8 protein-coding genes are annotated in these 15,284 nt (G+C 62.1%); 3 read left to right on the top strand and 5 right to left on the bottom strand.

What is annotated here, in order from left to right:
• Nucleotides 1-222 precede the first annotated feature (222 nt).
• Nucleotides 223-1,185 (top strand): alpha/beta hydrolase fold domain-containing protein, encoded by a 963-nt coding sequence (locus J3P85_RS20285; protein WP_434703203.1) that lies wholly within the window; start codon nt 223-225, stop codon nt 1,183-1,185.
• 407 nt (nt 1,186-1,592) lie between these two features.
• On the opposite strand, the gene J3P85_RS20280 is transcribed toward J3P85_RS20285, so the two are convergent.
• Together J3P85_RS20280 and J3P85_RS20275 are read right to left on the bottom strand one after the other, a co-directional pair.
• Nucleotides 1,593-4,043, bottom strand: a complete 2,451-nt coding sequence (locus J3P85_RS20280) for a TonB-dependent siderophore receptor (protein ID WP_434703201.1) — start codon at nt 4,041-4,043, stop codon at nt 1,593-1,595.
• A gap of 103 nt (nt 4,044-4,146) precedes the next feature.
• Nucleotides 4,147-5,796, bottom strand: coding sequence for a cyclic peptide export ABC transporter (locus J3P85_RS20275; protein WP_250963136.1), 1,650 nt, complete (start codon nt 5,794-5,796; stop codon nt 4,147-4,149).
• A 545-nt stretch (nt 5,797-6,341) separates the two neighbouring features.
• Between J3P85_RS20275 and J3P85_RS20270 the strand changes: the two genes are divergently transcribed.
• Nucleotides 6,342-8,819 carry a TonB-dependent siderophore receptor gene (locus J3P85_RS20270; RefSeq protein WP_434703199.1) on the top strand — a complete coding sequence of 826 codons (2,478 nt, stop codon included), beginning with the start codon at nt 6,342-6,344 and terminating at the stop codon, nt 8,817-8,819.
• A 921-nt stretch (nt 8,820-9,740) separates the two neighbouring features.
• Here the strand turns inward: J3P85_RS20270 and pvdO are convergent.
• Genes pvdO through pvdM form a run of 3 tightly spaced genes read right to left on the bottom strand, consistent with a single transcriptional unit; the run spans nt 9,741 to nt 13,287 of the window.
• The gene (gene pvdO / locus J3P85_RS20265; protein WP_434703197.1) at nt 9,741-10,616 is read right to left on the bottom strand and encodes a dihydropyoverdine dehydrogenase; all 876 of its coding nucleotides are present in this window, start codon (nt 10,614-10,616) and stop codon (nt 9,741-9,743) included.
• A gap of 23 nt (nt 10,617-10,639) precedes the next feature.
• On the bottom strand, nt 10,640-11,920 hold the full coding sequence (gene pvdN / locus J3P85_RS20260) for a pyoverdine-tailoring periplasmic protein PvdN (protein ID WP_434703196.1): 1,281 nt from the start codon (nt 11,918-11,920) through the stop codon (nt 10,640-10,642).
• On the bottom strand, nt 11,917-13,287 hold the full coding sequence (gene pvdM / locus J3P85_RS20255; RefSeq protein ID WP_434703195.1) for a pyoverdine-tailoring dipeptidase-like protein PvdM: 1,371 nt from the start codon (nt 13,285-13,287) through the stop codon (nt 11,917-11,919). The genes pvdN and pvdM overlap by 4 nt, the downstream gene beginning before the upstream one ends.
• Before the next feature lie 334 nt (nt 13,288-13,621).
• Between pvdM and pvdP the strand changes: the two genes are divergently transcribed.
• Nucleotides 13,622-15,238, top strand: coding sequence for a pyoverdine maturation tyrosinase PvdP (gene pvdP, locus J3P85_RS20250; protein ID WP_434703194.1), 1,617 nt, complete (start codon nt 13,622-13,624; stop codon nt 15,236-15,238).
• Nucleotides 15,239-15,284: the final 46 nt, after the last annotated feature.

The raw sequence follows: 15,284 nt of genomic DNA, 5'->3' as shown, positions 1-15,284 counted from the left end.
GCCTTGGGGTGGGGCTGTGGGAGTGTCAGTGGTGTTTACACATTCGAAGCCCCACCACCATTCCCCTGTGGGAGCGAGCTTGCTCGCGATGGCGGTGCATCAGTCAACCTCGATGTTGGCTGGAGCAAAGCTATCGCGAGCAAGCTCGCTCCCACAGCGTTCTGCGTCGTTTCACAGATTCCACCGTTTTTTTCTCCAAGATTTTCATAAGGAACCCCTGCGATGTCCCTGCATCCGGAACTCAATGCCTTCCTCGACCTGGCCGAAGAAAGCCAGGCCGAGGGCCCCGGGCCATTTCACCTGTCGACACCGGCCCAGGCCCGCGAGGCGTTCGAGCGCACCACGGTGCAATTGCGCTGGAGCGCTCCGGCGAATGTGCAGTGCGCCGCTCACTCATTCACGACCCGTGACGGCGCGACGCTGGCGCTGCGCCTGTACCGTCCCGCCACGGCTTCGGCCCAGGCGCTGCCGGTGCTGGTGTACTTTCACGGCGGTGGTTATGTGGTCGGCAGCCTGGACTCCCACGACGGCGTCTGCCGCGAATTCTGCGCGCGGACACCCTGCGCGGTGTTGTCGGTGGGCTATCGCCTGGCCCCGGAACACACTTTCCCGACCCCGCTGAACGACGGCGCCGACGCCCTCGACTGGCTGGCCCGGCAGGCCCACGCCGAGAGTTTGGACATCAGCCGCGTGGCGTTCGGCGGCGACAGCATCGGCGCGACCCTGGCGACGGTGCTGGCGCTGCAATCGGCCTTGGAACCCGCCTCCCTGGCGGTCAAGCCGTGCTTTCAATTGCTCTGCTACCCGGTGACCGATGCGTCCACCAGCAGCCCGTCCACCGAGTTGTTCGGTGAAGGTTATCTGCTGGAGAGCGACACCCTCGAGTGGTTCTACCGGCACTACGCCAATGAGCCAACCGATCTCCTGGACTGGCGTTTCTCACCGTTGCTGGCGCCCGGTTACCCTGGCCTGGCCCCGGCCCTGATCGCCCTGGCCGGCCATGACCCGCTGCTGGACGAGGGCCGCGCCTACGCCCGACGTTTGCAGGAGCAAGGGGTGAGCGTGGAACTGATCGAATACACCGGCCTGATCCACGACTACCTGCGCTTGCAGAGCGTGGTGCCGGAGATTGACGAGGTGTATGGGCAACTGAGCCAGGCGCTGCGGGTTGCACTGGCTGCCTGAAGACCCACCATTCCCTGTGGGGTGTCCTCAGGATTTGCATACGCCACAAATCCCTTGTGGGAGCGAGCTTGCTCGCGATAGCGGAGGGGCAGCTGGCGTTTGAAGTGACTGATACACCGCCATCGCGAGCAGGCTCGCTTCCACAGTTGTGTTTGGGTGGTCTGAGGATTTGCATACGCCACAAATCCCTTGTGGGAGCGAGCTTGCTCGCGATAGCGGAGGGGCAGCTGGCGTTTGAAGTGACTGATACACCGCCATCGCGAGCAAGCTCGCTCCCACAGTTGTTTTGGGGTGGTCTCAGGATTTGCATATATGCCAAAGCTCCTACAGTGATTTTGTGATTGTTTAAGGATTTTGCGGGCACAAAAAAACCGGGCCAGGCCCGGTTTTTTTGTGTGCGGTGTTGTTTAGAAGTCGTAGGTCACGTCCAGCGAGGCCACGCGTTCCTGGCCGTAATAGCAGCCGAACGAGTAGTTGCAATGGGACACGTACTCGCGGTCGAAGACGTTCTGCACGTTCAGGCTGGTGGTGACGCCACGCAGGCTCGAAGTGGCCTTGCCCATGTCATAGCTGATGGTGGTGTCGAACACGGTGAAGGCCGGTACGTCGAACGAGTTGGCCGCGTCCCCCGGCTTGCGGCCGGTGTGGCGGGCGCCTGCGCCGAAGGTCAGGCCGTTGAGGGTGGCCTGGGTGAAGTGGTAGTCGACCCACAGCGTGGCGGAGAATGGCGCTTGTTGCTCGCTGCGGTTATCCTCGTTGCCGTAGTTGTCCTTGGTGTAGAACGAGTCGAGGTAGGTGGCGGCGGCCATCACGTCGATATTGTCGAGGGTGGATTTGACTTCCAGTTCAACGCCCCGTGAACGCACCTGGCCCGACTGGATCGAGTTCTGCGGATCGGAGGGATCGGCGGTGACCAGGTTCTTCTGTTTGATCTGGAACACCGAGGCGGTAATCATCGTCTTGTCGAACGGCTGGTACTTCACACCCACTTCGTATTGTTCACCCTCGGTCGGCTTGAAGGCATTGCCGCTGGCGTCCGTGCCCGTGGTCGGCAGGAAGGATTCCGAGTAGCTGATGTAGGGCGCCAGGCCGAAATCGGTGACATAGGTCAGGCCGATCCGACCAGTGAACTTGTTGTCACGCAATGAGGAAACGGTGCCTGCCAGTAAGTCCTTGTTGTCCACTTCGGCCCAGTCCTGGCGGCCACCCATGGTCAGGATCCACTTGTCCAGCTTGATCTGGTCTTGCAAGTAGACGCCGGTCTGGCGAACGGTGTTGTCCCACTTGGTGTCCAGCGTCGGGGTTACGCTGCCGGTGTCGTAGTTGTTGTTATTGCCGTACAGGTCGATTGGCACCACGTTGTAGGCGTTGTAACCGTCGTACTTGCGGTTGAAATGACGATAGTCCACGCCCGCCAGGGTGGTGTGCTCCAGGGCGCCGGTGTTGAATTTGTATTCCACGTTGTTATCGACGGTGTAGGCGGTGTTGTGCTGTTGCCAGTCGAGTTTTACGCGGTTGGCCCGGGTCTGGTCAGTCACGCCACCGGTGGTGACGAAGCTGCGCAGGTAGAAACCCCGGTACTGGTCACGCACGTCGGTGTAGCGAGCAGTGGAGCGGAATTTCAGGTCATCGGTGAGGTCGTGGCTGAAGTCGTAGCCCAGGATGAACTGGTCGCGCTTGTAGTCGTTCCACCGCGTGTCGCCGGAGAAAAAGTCCCGGTCGATCCGCTGGCCGTTGGGGCCGCGCTCCAGGGAACCGATCCGCGGCAGCGCCTGGTAGTCTTCCAGGCCGTCGTCCTTCTGGATCTGTGCCAGCACCGTCAGCGAGGTGTCTTCATTGGGCGCCCAGGTCAGGCTCGGTGCCAGCAGCATGCGTTCGCTGTGGGTGTGATCGACCTGCTGGTTGCCTTTTTTCGCCACGCCGATGACGCGGTAGCTGAATTCCTTCTGGTCGTCGATCGGGCCGCTGGTGTCGAACGCGCCGTTGACCCGGTCATAGCTGCCCGCGCCCAGTTTGATCTGGCTGCGCTGTTCAGTGGTCGGGCGCTTGGAAACCATGTTGATCAGGCCGCCCGGCTGGTTCTGCCCGTACAGCACCGATGAGGGGCCCTTGAGCACTTCGATACGCTCCAGGGTATACGGATCGATTTGCGGCGCCCCCCCCAGGCTGCCGGCATAAGGCAGGTAGGCACCGTCGAGGTACAACGGGGTTGGCGAGAAACCACGGCTGGTGATTTCGTCGGCGATGGCGTTGCGGTCGGTGAAGCCGCCGGTGTTCAGGCCCGGCGTGTAGCGCAGGGCCTGGGTCAGGTTGCGCGCGCCCTGGACGGCGATCTGGTCGGCGGTGACCACGTTGATGGTCTGCGGGATTTCCAGGATCGGCGTGTCGGTCTTGGTGCCGGTGGCGCTGCGGGTGGCGACGTAGCCGTCCACCGGGCCGTAGGCCGATTCCGCAGTTTTACCGGTGATGGTCGTGGCGCCCAGTTCCAGCGCATCCCCCGACGTCCTGGCGCGCACGCTGGCCGTGTTGCCCTGGAGGGTGAACATGACGCCGGTCCCCACCAGCATCTGCGACAGCGCTTGCGCCGGCGACAACCGGCCACTGACCGGCTGGCTGCGCAGGCCCTGGACATCATCGGCGCTGTAGAGCACTTGCATGTTCGTTTGATTGCTCAACGCCTGCAGGGCACTCGCCAGCGACTGCGCCGCAATGTTGAGGTCGACTTCCTGTGCCTGGACCTGTGCGCTGAACGGCATGGCCAGTGCCAGGCTGAACGCGGTGGCGCTGAAGCCTGGTTGCAGCAGGCGCCGCATGATCAGTGCCTTGGTAAAACGTGGAATCCCCGGAGTTGCTGGCATGTGTTTCACTCTTGCAGGTTTTAGTTTTAATAGGGTGTAGTTGTGATCGATTCTTAATTAGGACGCACCACCCCAGAAAAACCAGAATGAGAATCGTGATTATTTACGCGGGCTGCAGTTCGGTGATGACGCGGCCGGCTTCCATGCGCACCAATTGGTCGGCCACGTCGAAGTAACGGTCGTCGTGGGAAATCACGATGATGGTCTTGCCCAGGCGCTTGAGATCCGGCAGCAACTCCGTGTAGAAAATTCGCCGGAAGGTCGGGTCCTGGTCGGCGGCCCATTCGTCGAAGACCAGCACCGGACGCTCTTCCAGCCACGCATTGACCAGCGCCAGGCGCTTGCGCTGGCCGGTGGACAGGTCGGTGGTGGTGAAGGCGCCGTCGCGCACGCTGACCTTGTGGGCGATCTCCAGGCGTTGCAGGTATTGGTTGGCGTCGTCCGGGATATGGGTGTCGCCCTGGACGATGTCGTCGAACAGGTAATAGTCGGCAAAAATCGTCGTGAACAACTGGCGATAGTCATCGCGGGTCACGGCCGTCACGGCGTGGTCGTTGAGACGGATTTCCCCTTGCTGCGGCGCGTACAGGCCCAACAGCAGCTTGATCAGCGTGGTCTTGCCACAGCCGTTTTCACCGACGATGAACACGATGTCGCCCTGGTCGATCTTCAGGTTCACCGGCCCCAGGCGGAACGGCGCGGCGCCTTCCACCGCCGGGAAGCTGTAGGCCACATTGCTCAGTTCCAGCGTCTGCACCGGCGTTTTCGGCTGGCCTTGGTCGTTGAGTAGCAAGTGGGGTTCAGGGGATGAAAACTGTTCCGACAATTCGGCGATGCGGCGGAAGGCGATCTGCGCACGGCTGACGATGGGCAGGGTGCCGATCAGGTGTTCCAGCGGGCCTTTCATGTATAGCAACACCAGCACGAAACCGCTCATCACCGCTTTGTCGGCGCTCGGCCACAGCGACTGCAGGGCCAGGGCCAGGCCGATCACCACGAAGAACAGCATCGAGCCGAAGGTCTTGGCGATCACGAAAATGTTCACCGAGCGGATCTGCGTGTCGCAGATCTTGTCGGCGGTGTGCTCGATGCCCGAGACGAACATGCGTTGCCGACGAGGGCGATGGATGCGCAGCTCCTTGGCGCCTTCGGCGATTGCGTTGTAGTGCTTCTGCAACTCGTCCTCGGAGTCGCGCGCCTCCATGAAGCCCTTGATCCCCCGACCGCGGGCGATGTACTGCACCACGGTGCCGATGATGATCGCCACGACCATCATCAGGAACATCGGCCACGACAGCATTGCCAGGTACCCCATGCACCCAAGGGTGACGGTCAGGGAAATGGCCAGGGGGGCGAAGGCGAAGGCGAAATCGCTGATGGTGTCGACGTCGTGGGTCAACACCGGGATCAGGCGATGGCTGCGGTAGCGTTCGATCTGCTGGATCGGTGCCGACAGGACTTTTTCCCCCAGCTCCTTGCGCAGCTTGGCGATGATCTTCTGGCCAACGTAGTTGGTGCCGATGTCGGAACAGATGGAGCTGATCAGGGCCAGCAGGCACAACCCGGCGAACACGCCCACCACGGTGTGGCTCAGCCCGCCTTCGGCGTGCAGCACCTGGTTGATGGTGGCCAGCAGCACGGTGACGCTCAGGCCACCGACCATGCCCAGCAGGATGGCGCCGATGACAATCAGCCGGAAGGGTTTGAGCAGGGTGAACAATTCATTGATCACCCCGCGTTTTGGTTGGCTCATGGAGGTTTCCCTGCAAGATGAAAAGGACGAACGCCATCGCGGGGACATTCACCGCATGGGCTGGAGGACGGCGGCACGCCGGGTTGGGTCGCGCCCATCTGTAGAACGATTGGATGGGAAGAGGATTTAGCGAGGAGCCGCCTGACACACATTATTGTGGCGAGGGAGCTTGCTCCCGCTGGGTTGCGCAGCGACCGCAAAAAATTTGGGGCCGCTTCGCCCGAAGCGTCGGACCGGCCCAGCGGGAGCAAGCTCCCTCGCCACAGGTGTGTTCGCAGCCCTGGTATTGGCTGTGTTCATGGAATCCAGGATTAAAAAGGCCGGCGCCCAACAGCGCCGGCCTTTTTGATCGTTTTCGAGAACGATAAGTAAAGTCATTCCGGTTTTGGCAGATGCTGCGTCTTATTTAGGTATGTGGGCACATCGGGTCGGCCACGCCCTGACACATTGCCCTGGGGCAATCGACGGTGCGGGTTCACGTGTGCCGGCGAGCGGCGGGCCCTTCGGCCCCTGGACTTTTACTTCGACCAATAATAGAGAACACGATGTCATCCATTCATGAGTTGAAACCTCTGTTCAAGGCACTCGTCATGTCCCGCGGCCTGCGTTCGCGGCGGGTGTTGGCCGGTTTGGGGTGGGTCTGCGTACTGCCCCTCAGCACTCAGGTAATGGCGCAAGACGTCAGCATCGACATCCCTGCGCAACCGCTGCCGCAGGCACTGCAAGCGTTCGGTCAGCAGACCAACCAGCAAGTGATCTACAACGCTGGCGACATGGCCGAGCTGAAAAGCACCCGCGTCAGCGGCACAATGAGCCCGCAGGCGGCCATCGCCGAATTGCTCAAGGGCACAGGCGTGCGCTATAGCCTCGAGGGCAATACCTTGATGCTGATGCGCAGCCCTGCCACGGGAGGCCTTGAGCTGGGTGCGACCACCATCAGTGCACAAGCGTTGGACGCGACGACCGAAGGCAGTCATTCCTACACCAGCAAGGCCGTGACCCTCGGCAAGGGCACCCACACCCTCAAGGAAATTCCCCAGTCAATCACCGTGATGACGCGTAAGCAGATGGATGACCAGAACCTGGTCAGCCTCAAGGACGCCGTCAACCAGACCACTGGCATCGTCGGCCTGCAGGGCGTCGGCCAAGGCATGATCCTGTCGTCACGGGGTTTCCAGATCGACGATTGGCAATACGATGGCGTGCCGATCCTGCGCAATAACTATTCGCTGGGCAACTGGGCGACCCAGGACCTGATCTTCTTCGACCGCCTGGAAATCATGCGCGGCGCGGCCGGCTTGCTGCAAGGTACTGGCAGCCCCGGCGGTGCCGTCAACCTGGTGCGCAAGCGTGGCCAGCATGCCCCGACCGTAACCCTGACCGGCAAGGCCGGCTCCTGGGATCACTACGGCCTGCAACTGGACGCGGGCGGCCCGCTGAACCAGGCCGGCAATATCCGCGGCCGTGTCGTCATCGACGAAGACCAGAGCAATTCGTTCGTAGATCATGCGTGGAGCAAGACCCATTCGCTGTACGGTGCGTTGGATGTCGACCTGAGCGAAGACACCACCCTGGGCCTTGCGGTCAGCCAATCCAACGGCGAATCGCGCGGCAACATCCGTGGCCTGCCACGCTACGCCGACGGGTCGATGCCGGACGTGTCGCGTTCGACCTATACGGGGGCGCGGTGGAACCGTTCGGAAATCGATGTCACCACCTACTACACCGACCTGGAGCATCGGTTCAACGATGACTGGGCGTTCAAGGTGGGTGCCGTGTACATGACTGAAGACAACCAGGCGAAAAACCAGCGAGTGCAAAGGGGTGGTGGTCTCTTGCCTGATGGCAGTGGCGTGCAATATGCCGATTTCGTGACTGATTTCCAGTCCACGAAGTCTGGTCTGGACATGAACCTGATCGGCAAGTTCGAAGCCTTGTCGATGGAGCAGGAAGTCATGCTCGGCGGCAACTTCTCGCAGTTGGAGACGGATGATCGCTACGCCCGTACATTCAACAGCACCAGCGACTCCATCTTCGACCTGAACAATAACCGGCCGAACATCAGCTATGAGAGTCTGATCAACAGCCCGGGCGGGCGGGGCGTCCTCAGTAAGTACGATATCCGCCAGAAGGGTGTGTATGGCACTTGGCGCGTCAAGCCGATCGATGATCTGACGCTGGTGCTGGGTTCCCGGGTCAGCTGGTATGACTTCAGCTACAAGTCGAGAACCGAAGACTCAGCCGGTATTACTCCCTACACGGCAAACACCGGAACTGAAACCGGGGTGGTCACGCCCTACGGCGGTATCATCTATGACCTGAGCCGTGAGTGGGCGGCGTACGCCAGCTACACCGATGTGTTCCAGCCCCAGACCGAGGTCGATACCAGCGGTTCGGTGCTCAAGCCCATCGTTGGCACCAACTACGAAGTCGGCCTCAAGGGTGAACTGATGGACGGTCGGGTCAATACCTCCCTGGCTGTCTTCCGTTACGATCACGAGAACCGCGCCATCCAAGACATCGCCGGCGGGATGGTATGTGAGGGCGGGTATTGCTCGGCAGCCTCGGGGAAAGTGCGCAGCCAGGGTTTCGATGCGGAAATCAGTGGTGAAGTGGTAGACAATCTGCAGTTGTTCGCGGGCTACACCTACAACACCACCAAGTACCTGGAGGAGCCGGGGAAGGACGGTGTTGTCTTCAGTAGCTGGACGCCAAAACACATGCTGCGCGTGTGGGGCAACTACCAACTGACCGGCGACTGGAGCCGTGTCAGCACTGGCCTGGGCTTCACCACCCAAAGCCACACACTGGTTTACCAGGAAAAGACCGACGTACCGGGTTATACCGTGTGGAATGCCCGTATCGGCTACCAACTGACGCCGGAAATCGCTTTGGCGCTCAATGCCAACAACCTGTTTGACAAGACGTACATAACGCCCGCTTACAACCAACTCGATGGCAACAACAACTTCGGTGATCCGCGCAACCTGATGTTCAGCGTGAAGTACACCCCGGAGTTCTGATTCTTGCGGGAATGAAATAGACCTGCCTTGTGCGTGATGCTGTTCACTTAGACAAAACGGCGCTTCTTCAGAAATGGGAAGCGTCGTTTTTTTGTCTTCGTTTTTTGGGGGTTACAGTCGATGAAGAGGGTGGATGTGCCGGCCTCATCGCGAGCAAGCTTTGCTCCCACAGCAGGACTCCGGGTGCACACGGATCTTGTGGCTGCTGAAGATCCAATGTGGGAGCGAGCTTGCTCGCGAAGGCGGGGTTACAGCCAATGAAGTTGTTGAATGTGCTGGCCTCTTCGCGAGCAAGCTCGCTCCCACAAGGGACTTTGATGTTCATCGGTCTTGTGTCCACCGCAGGCACATTGTGGGAGCGAGCCTGCTCGCGAAGGCGGCGTCACAATCAATGAATAGGTTGGATGTGCCGGCCTCATCGCGAGCAAGCTTTGCTCCCACAGCAGGACTCCGGGTGCACACGGATCTTGTGGCTGCTGAAGATCCAATGTGGGAGCGAGCTTGCTCGCGAAGGCGGGGTTACAGCCAATGAAGTTGTTGAATGTGCTGGCCTCTTCGCGAGCAAGCTCGCTCCCACAAGGGACTTTGATGTTCATCGGTCTTGTGTCCACCGCAGGCACATTGTGGGAGCGAGCCTGCTCGCGAAGGCGGCGTCACAATCAATGAATAGGTTGGATGTGCCGGCCTCATCGCGAGCAAGCTTTGCTCCCACAGCAGGACTCCGGGTGCACACGGATCTTGTGGCTGCTGAAGATCCAATGTGGGAGCGAGCTTGCTCGCGAAGGCGGGGTTGCAGCCAATGAAGTTGTTGAATGTGCTGGCCTCTTCGCGAGCAAGGGACTTTGATATTCATCGGTCTTGTGTTCACCGCAGGCAAATTGTGGGAGCAAGCTTGAACTCCCACAGGGGGCTGCGCCCGGCCTACATATCCCGCGCCACCCGAAAACCGATCCAGTCGCCGCGGTCGCCCGGCACCAGCGCATTGCGGTTGCCGGAGCGGGAGAACACCGGCGCTTCGCCCCAGTCGTTGCCGCGGATGCGTTTGAATTCGCATTTGCCGGTCAGCCAGGCGCTGCCGTCGCTCGGGGCGCCCACGTAGTTTTCGTTGTAGCAATCGGCGGTCCATTCGTAGATGTTGCCGTGCATGTCATACACGCCGAAGGCATTGGGTGCGAAGCTGCCGGCCGGGGCGGTGAAGTTGTAGCCGTCGGCCGCGCCGTAGGTGTTGGCATGCTGGGCGATGCTGTATTCCTTGCCCTCGTCGAACGGGAAGGGGAACGGCCCGGTGCTGCCGCCGCGAGCCGCATACTCGCGCAGGGATTCGCTGACCAGCCGGTATTGCTTGCCGGTCTTTTTCGACAGCCAGGCCACGTAGGTATTGGCCTCGGCGAAGTCCATGCACACCGCCGGGTGCCGGTCGGTGTACTGCTTGCGCGGGTCGCTGCCCTGGTAGTCCGGGATGCCGGCCTTGCATGCCCGGCCGGGGCGCTCGTCGCCGTCGGGCATCGTGTAGCCGGTGTCGCGCAGGTAGGCGAACCATTCGCCCTTGAGCACCTGGAAGCGACTGATCGCCAGCGGTTTGGCGAACGTCACCGGGTGCATCGGGCCTTCGTCGGGCTCGCGGCCGACTTCGTCTTCCGGGGTGCCCATCTGGAAGGTGCCGGTGGGCAGCACGACCATTTCCGGGCAGTCCTTGCAGTCGCGAAAGACCTGGCCTGGTTGCGAGGCCTGCGCGCCGGAGGGCAGCAGGGCGGCGAGGGCCAGTACCGGGAATAGCTTCAACGAAAAACTGTTCATCCATCTCTCTCGATAAGTCAGGTTCAGAGTGTCTTGCCCAGCAACCCCATGAAGCGATCGATCTCGGCTTCGGTGTTGAGCAGCCCCGGTGCGGTGCGGACCACCGGCCCCGCGTCGCGATGCACGGCGTCGGCGATCACACGATTTTTCATCAGGTAAGCGGCGACCTCGTCGCTGTCGCGGCCCTTGACCCGGAAGAAGGTGAAGCCGGCGGACAGCTCCGGGCTCAGCGGGGTGACCAGTTCGATCTGCGGCTGTGCCAGCAGCTGTTTTTTCAGGTAGCTGTTGAGGGCGTGGATGCGCGCCTGCACCTCGGCCTTGCCCAGTTGCAGGTGCAACTTGAACGCCTCGTCGGCCGCCCAGCGATGCTCGAAGGCGTGGTAGCCGCCCGGGGTCATGGTGGTGGAAAACGCCGTGGCTTCAGAGAACGTTGGGATGATCGGCGTGACGTACTTGAGCTCTTCGCTGCGGCTGCACACCAGGCCCGTACCGCGCGGGCCGAACATCCACTTGTGGGTGCCGGCGATGAAAAAATCGCAATTCATGGCAGGGAAACTGAGGTCTTCGACGCCGAAACCGTGCACGCCGTCCACTACATAAATGATCCGCTGCTCATCGCTGCGGCCTTGGTTGTGCTTGTCCACCAGGGCGCCGATCTTGTCGATCGGCAGCTTCACGCCGCTGCCCGAGTGCACCCAAGTCATGCCCAGCACGCGGGTTTCGGGGCGGATGTTGCGGTCGATGGCCGTGAGGATCTGTTCGTGGCTGGCGTCGCGGGCGTTGTCGAACAACTTGATCTTGCGCACCCGTGTGCCCGTCCGTTGGGTGCGCAGATCGAGAATGGTGTGGGTCGCGTAATGCTCATGCGCGGTGGTGAGGATTTCCTGGTCGGCCGCCACCTGGACGCCGCCGTAGATCATCGACAGGCCTTCGGTGGTGCTGCCAGTGAGGGCGATCTGCTTCGGGCTCGCCTGCAGGTAGCGGCCGGCCCAGGTGCGGACGTTTTCCTCACGTTCTTCGGTGACGCCCAGGTCCCAATCCATCAACAGCCCGGGGTTGTTATCCAGGGCCGCGCGGTGTTTTTCGATGGCCTCGCGCACGGGGCGCGGGTGGGTGGTGACCAGGAAGTTGGAGAAGTGCAGGTAGTCTGGGTCCTGGTTGAACAGCGAGCGCAGTTGCGCCCATTTGTCCTTGGGCAGCGGTGGCAGGGGAGCGGCGCTGGCTGTGGCGGGCAGGCTGGCGGCGAGGGGCAGGCCGGCGGCGAGGATCCCGGCCTGCTTCAGGAAGGTGCGACGCTCATTCATGGCTGGGCCGCCTTCTGGGTCGAGGCGATGGCGGGGCGGGCGGCTTTCTGGACCTGATCCCAGACCCGCAGGAAATTGCCGCCCCACAGTTTGGCGATGTCGGCTTCCGAGTAACCGCGGGTCAGCAGTTCGGCGGTGACATTGCGAATGTCGCCGACGTTCTCCCAGCCTTCCACACCGCCGCCTTCGTTGAAGTCCGAACTGATGCCGACGTGGTCGATGCCGATCTTGCGTACGGTGTAGTCGATGGCGTCTCCCAGGTCCTTGAGGCTGGCCTTGGGTTCTTCTTCGAGGATGCCGTAGAGCTGGCCGGCGTATTCGCCGAACTTTTGTTCCGGCCACGCGGCGATGATCGGGTCGCCGGGCATCAGCGCCATCGCCAGGTTGGGCAGTGGCGGCAGGTCGAAGCGTTCGCGCAGGGCGTTGAGTTTGTCCTGGGTCTTTTGCGTCAGCGGCCGCAGGTACTGGGAAAAACCGACGACCTGCACCACGCCACCGCTGGCCTTGATCAGTTGCATTTCCTTGTCGCTGAGGTTGCGTGGGATGTCGACCATCGCCCGTGGCGCCGAATGGGAGGCCACCAGCGGCGTGCGGCTCAGTTGCGCGACTTGCTCCAGGGCCTGGGTCGACATCTGTGACACGTCGATGATCACGCCCAGGTCGTTCAAGCGCGTCACCGCTTGCTTGCCGATGTCCGACAGGCCGCCGAGGGCGTCGGGTGAGTCGTTGAAGAACGGCAGCGGACGGGAGGAGTCGGCCCAGTCGTTGTTGCCGATGTAGCTGAAACCGAACATGCGCATGCCCCGCGCGGTCCAGAGGTCCAGCAGGCTCAGGTCGTGGCCGAGGGGATAGGCGTTGAGCATGCTGATGAAAATCGCGAACTTGCCTTCACCGTGCAGGCGGCGGAAATCATCCGGGGTGTAGGCAATGGCGACCTGGTTGGGGAAGTCGCGGACCAGGCCGGTGATGATCTTGTAGCGTACTTCCTGCTGGTTGCGCGCTTCCTCGACGAAGCCGGCGGTGGGCTTGTGTGGCGCGTTGAGCCCGTTCCACATTTCGGGCCAGCCGAACACCGTCAGGGCCGCACCGGACAGTTGCCCGCGGTTGGCTTTCACCAGGTCGAACTGGCCGCTGCCGTCCTTGTCGGCTTCGTTGCCGGCGGTGCCGAAATCCAGCGGCACGGTGATGTGGCTGTCGAAGGAAAGCAGGCGTTCGTGTAGCTCCCTGGCCTCTTTCATCACTTTGACCGGATAGCCGGGATTGTCCCGCCACCAATGGTCCCAAGCCGCGACGCCAGCACCGACGGCCAACGCCAGGGCCAGGGGCAGGCCGATGAAAAGAGCCTTTTTCGAACGAGGTGTTGTCATTGCCGATCTCAGTCAGGTTCGCCTTGGAAGGACAGGCGCGGGGCCTTTGCTATCTGGGGAGAACGAGTGGTCGGGCGGGAAATTTAGGTGATCTCGGGGCCGCCATCGCGAGCAAGCTCGCTCCCACAGGTGACCGCATTCCAATTCCTCTGTGGGAGCAAAGCTTGCCCGCGAGGCGGCCTTACAGTTGACCTGTTTCTGCTGAATGTACCCAGATCCCCTGTGGGAGCGAGCTTGCTCGCGATAGCGGCTTCAAGGCTCCCTATAAATTTGTCCGCCCACCCAACGTTCTAGCTTGGATAAAGCCCACCCCAGGGCGAACACAGGTAAGGCAATGACGATTTCTCGACGATGGTTCATGGCAGGCCTGGCGCTGACCGGTGCCGCCGTGCCTGCGGTGTATTACGGGCATCGCGAACTGACCCGGCCGGACCCGACCATCACCCCCGGCGAGGCCTCGTTCGACGTGGCCGACGTGGCGGGCCAGCGCCGGGCCGATACGTTGCGGGGGATCTGGACGATCCGTTTCACCGGCCGCGACGCCGGCCTCGAAGGCTTGCCCCAGGACGATCTGCAGGTCTTCCTCGACATCGGCCAGAGGGGCCGTGGCCTGGTGGGTTACCTCGACAGCGCCGTTCGCTTGCGTGGCGCCGATGAACCGCGTTACCGGGTGTTGGGCGATTTGGCCGGCGCCGACCCGAAGCAACTGAGCTGGCGGCTGACAGGGGCTCAGCACGACGCGCCGGACTATGAATTCATCATGACCCTGGACGAAGTCTGGGCCGGTTTCGGCAATGCCGGCAGCGCCACCCTCAGCGGTCGCGTGTTGCGCCTGGACCGTTCCCTGGCGCTGCCTGAACAGGACAATCATTTCATCGCCATCAAGCAACGCTTCCCCGAGGCCCGGGAGCGCACGCCGCTGAGCCCGGCGCTGCTGGCCTGGCTGGTGTCGCCCGAGCATCGGCTGTTCCACCAGCTCTGGCACGCCTCGCGGGACAAATGGCACACCCTGGACGAGGACAAGCGCAATGCCCTGCGCGGCATCGGCTGGCAGCCCGGGCCACGGGACCAGGAACGTGATGCCCGTGGCCCGCGCAAGGATCGCAACGGCTCCGGCGTGGATTTCTTTTTCATGCACCGGCACATGCTTGGCACGGCCCGTTCGTTCCAGCCGCTGCCGTCGTGGCCGCGCTTCCCCTTGCCGCAACCGGAGCTTGCGCGTGATCGCCTTGGGTTCGCCCGCTACCTCGACAACCACGATGGCACGGCCTTGCCGCCCACCTGGCTGGCCGATGGCGACGAGCAGTACGCCCAGTGGGTCAGCGACATCAAGACCGCCGAGACTTATCACAGCAATTTCCAGGTCTGGGAATCGCGCTACCGCGACCCGCGCTACCTGTCGAAACTGACCCTGGGCCAGTTCGGTTCGGAGGTGGAATTGGGCCTGCACGACTGGCTGCACATGCGCTGGGCCTCGGTGCCCCGTGACCCTTCCAACGGCCACCCGGTGCCGTTCGCCCGCGACCCGGACGACTTCGCCCCGCGCTGGTACGCCCCGGAAAACGACTTTCTCGGGGACCCGTTTTCCTCCCACGTAAGCCCGGTGTTCTGGGCCTTCCACGGCTGGATCGACGACCGCCTCGAAGACTGGTTCCGTGCCCACGAACGTTTTCATCCGGGGGAAGTGAGCCGACTCGACGTCAACGGCGTGCCCTGGTTCGCCCCGGGCCGCTGGGTCGAAATCGCCGACCCCTGGCTCGGCCCGGACACCCACGGGTGCAGCACCACGCCGGGGTTGCAGGTTGGACGCTCGGTGGAAATGGACCCGGAAACCATGAAGCTGGCCCTGCGCATCACCTTCGGCAGCGATGACAAAAAGCTCTCTGAACTGTTCCGCCGCGTGCCGCAGCGGCCGTGGTATGCGCGTAACCTCAAGTCCAAGCCGGTGTGAACCTTGGCCCGAACTGACCGAACACGGCTGTATGAATGGCTGCTTT

The organism is Pseudomonas sp. Z1-12, assembly GCF_051132015.1.
GTDB lineage: Bacteria > Pseudomonadota > Gammaproteobacteria > Pseudomonadales > Pseudomonadaceae > Aquipseudomonas > Aquipseudomonas zanjanensis.
This window is presented reverse-complemented; position numbering and strand designations above follow the sequence as displayed.

Bases quoted from the DNA above. Each gene is read 5' to 3' on its own strand.
- J3P85_RS20285 (WP_434703203.1), top strand. From the start codon at position 223: ATGTCCCTGCATCCGGAACTCAATGCCTTCCTCGACCTGGCCGAAGAA.
- pvdM (WP_434703195.1), bottom strand. From the start codon at position 13,287: ATGACAACACCTCGTTCGAAAAAGGCTCTTTTCATCGGCCTGCCCCTG.
- pvdO (WP_434703197.1), bottom strand. From the start codon at position 10,616: ATGAACAGTTTTTCGTTGAAGCTATTCCCGGTACTGGCCCTCGCCGCC.
- J3P85_RS20280 (WP_434703201.1), bottom strand. From the start codon at position 4,043: ATGCCAGCAACTCCGGGGATTCCACGTTTTACCAAGGCACTGATCATG.
- pvdP (WP_434703194.1), top strand. From the start codon at position 13,622: ATGACGATTTCTCGACGATGGTTCATGGCAGGCCTGGCGCTGACCGGT.
- pvdN (WP_434703196.1), bottom strand. From the start codon at position 11,920: ATGAATGAGCGTCGCACCTTCCTGAAGCAGGCCGGGATCCTCGCCGCC.
- J3P85_RS20275 (WP_250963136.1), bottom strand. From the start codon at position 5,796: ATGAGCCAACCAAAACGCGGGGTGATCAATGAATTGTTCACCCTGCTC.
- J3P85_RS20270 (WP_434703199.1), top strand. From the start codon at position 6,342: ATGTCATCCATTCATGAGTTGAAACCTCTGTTCAAGGCACTCGTCATG.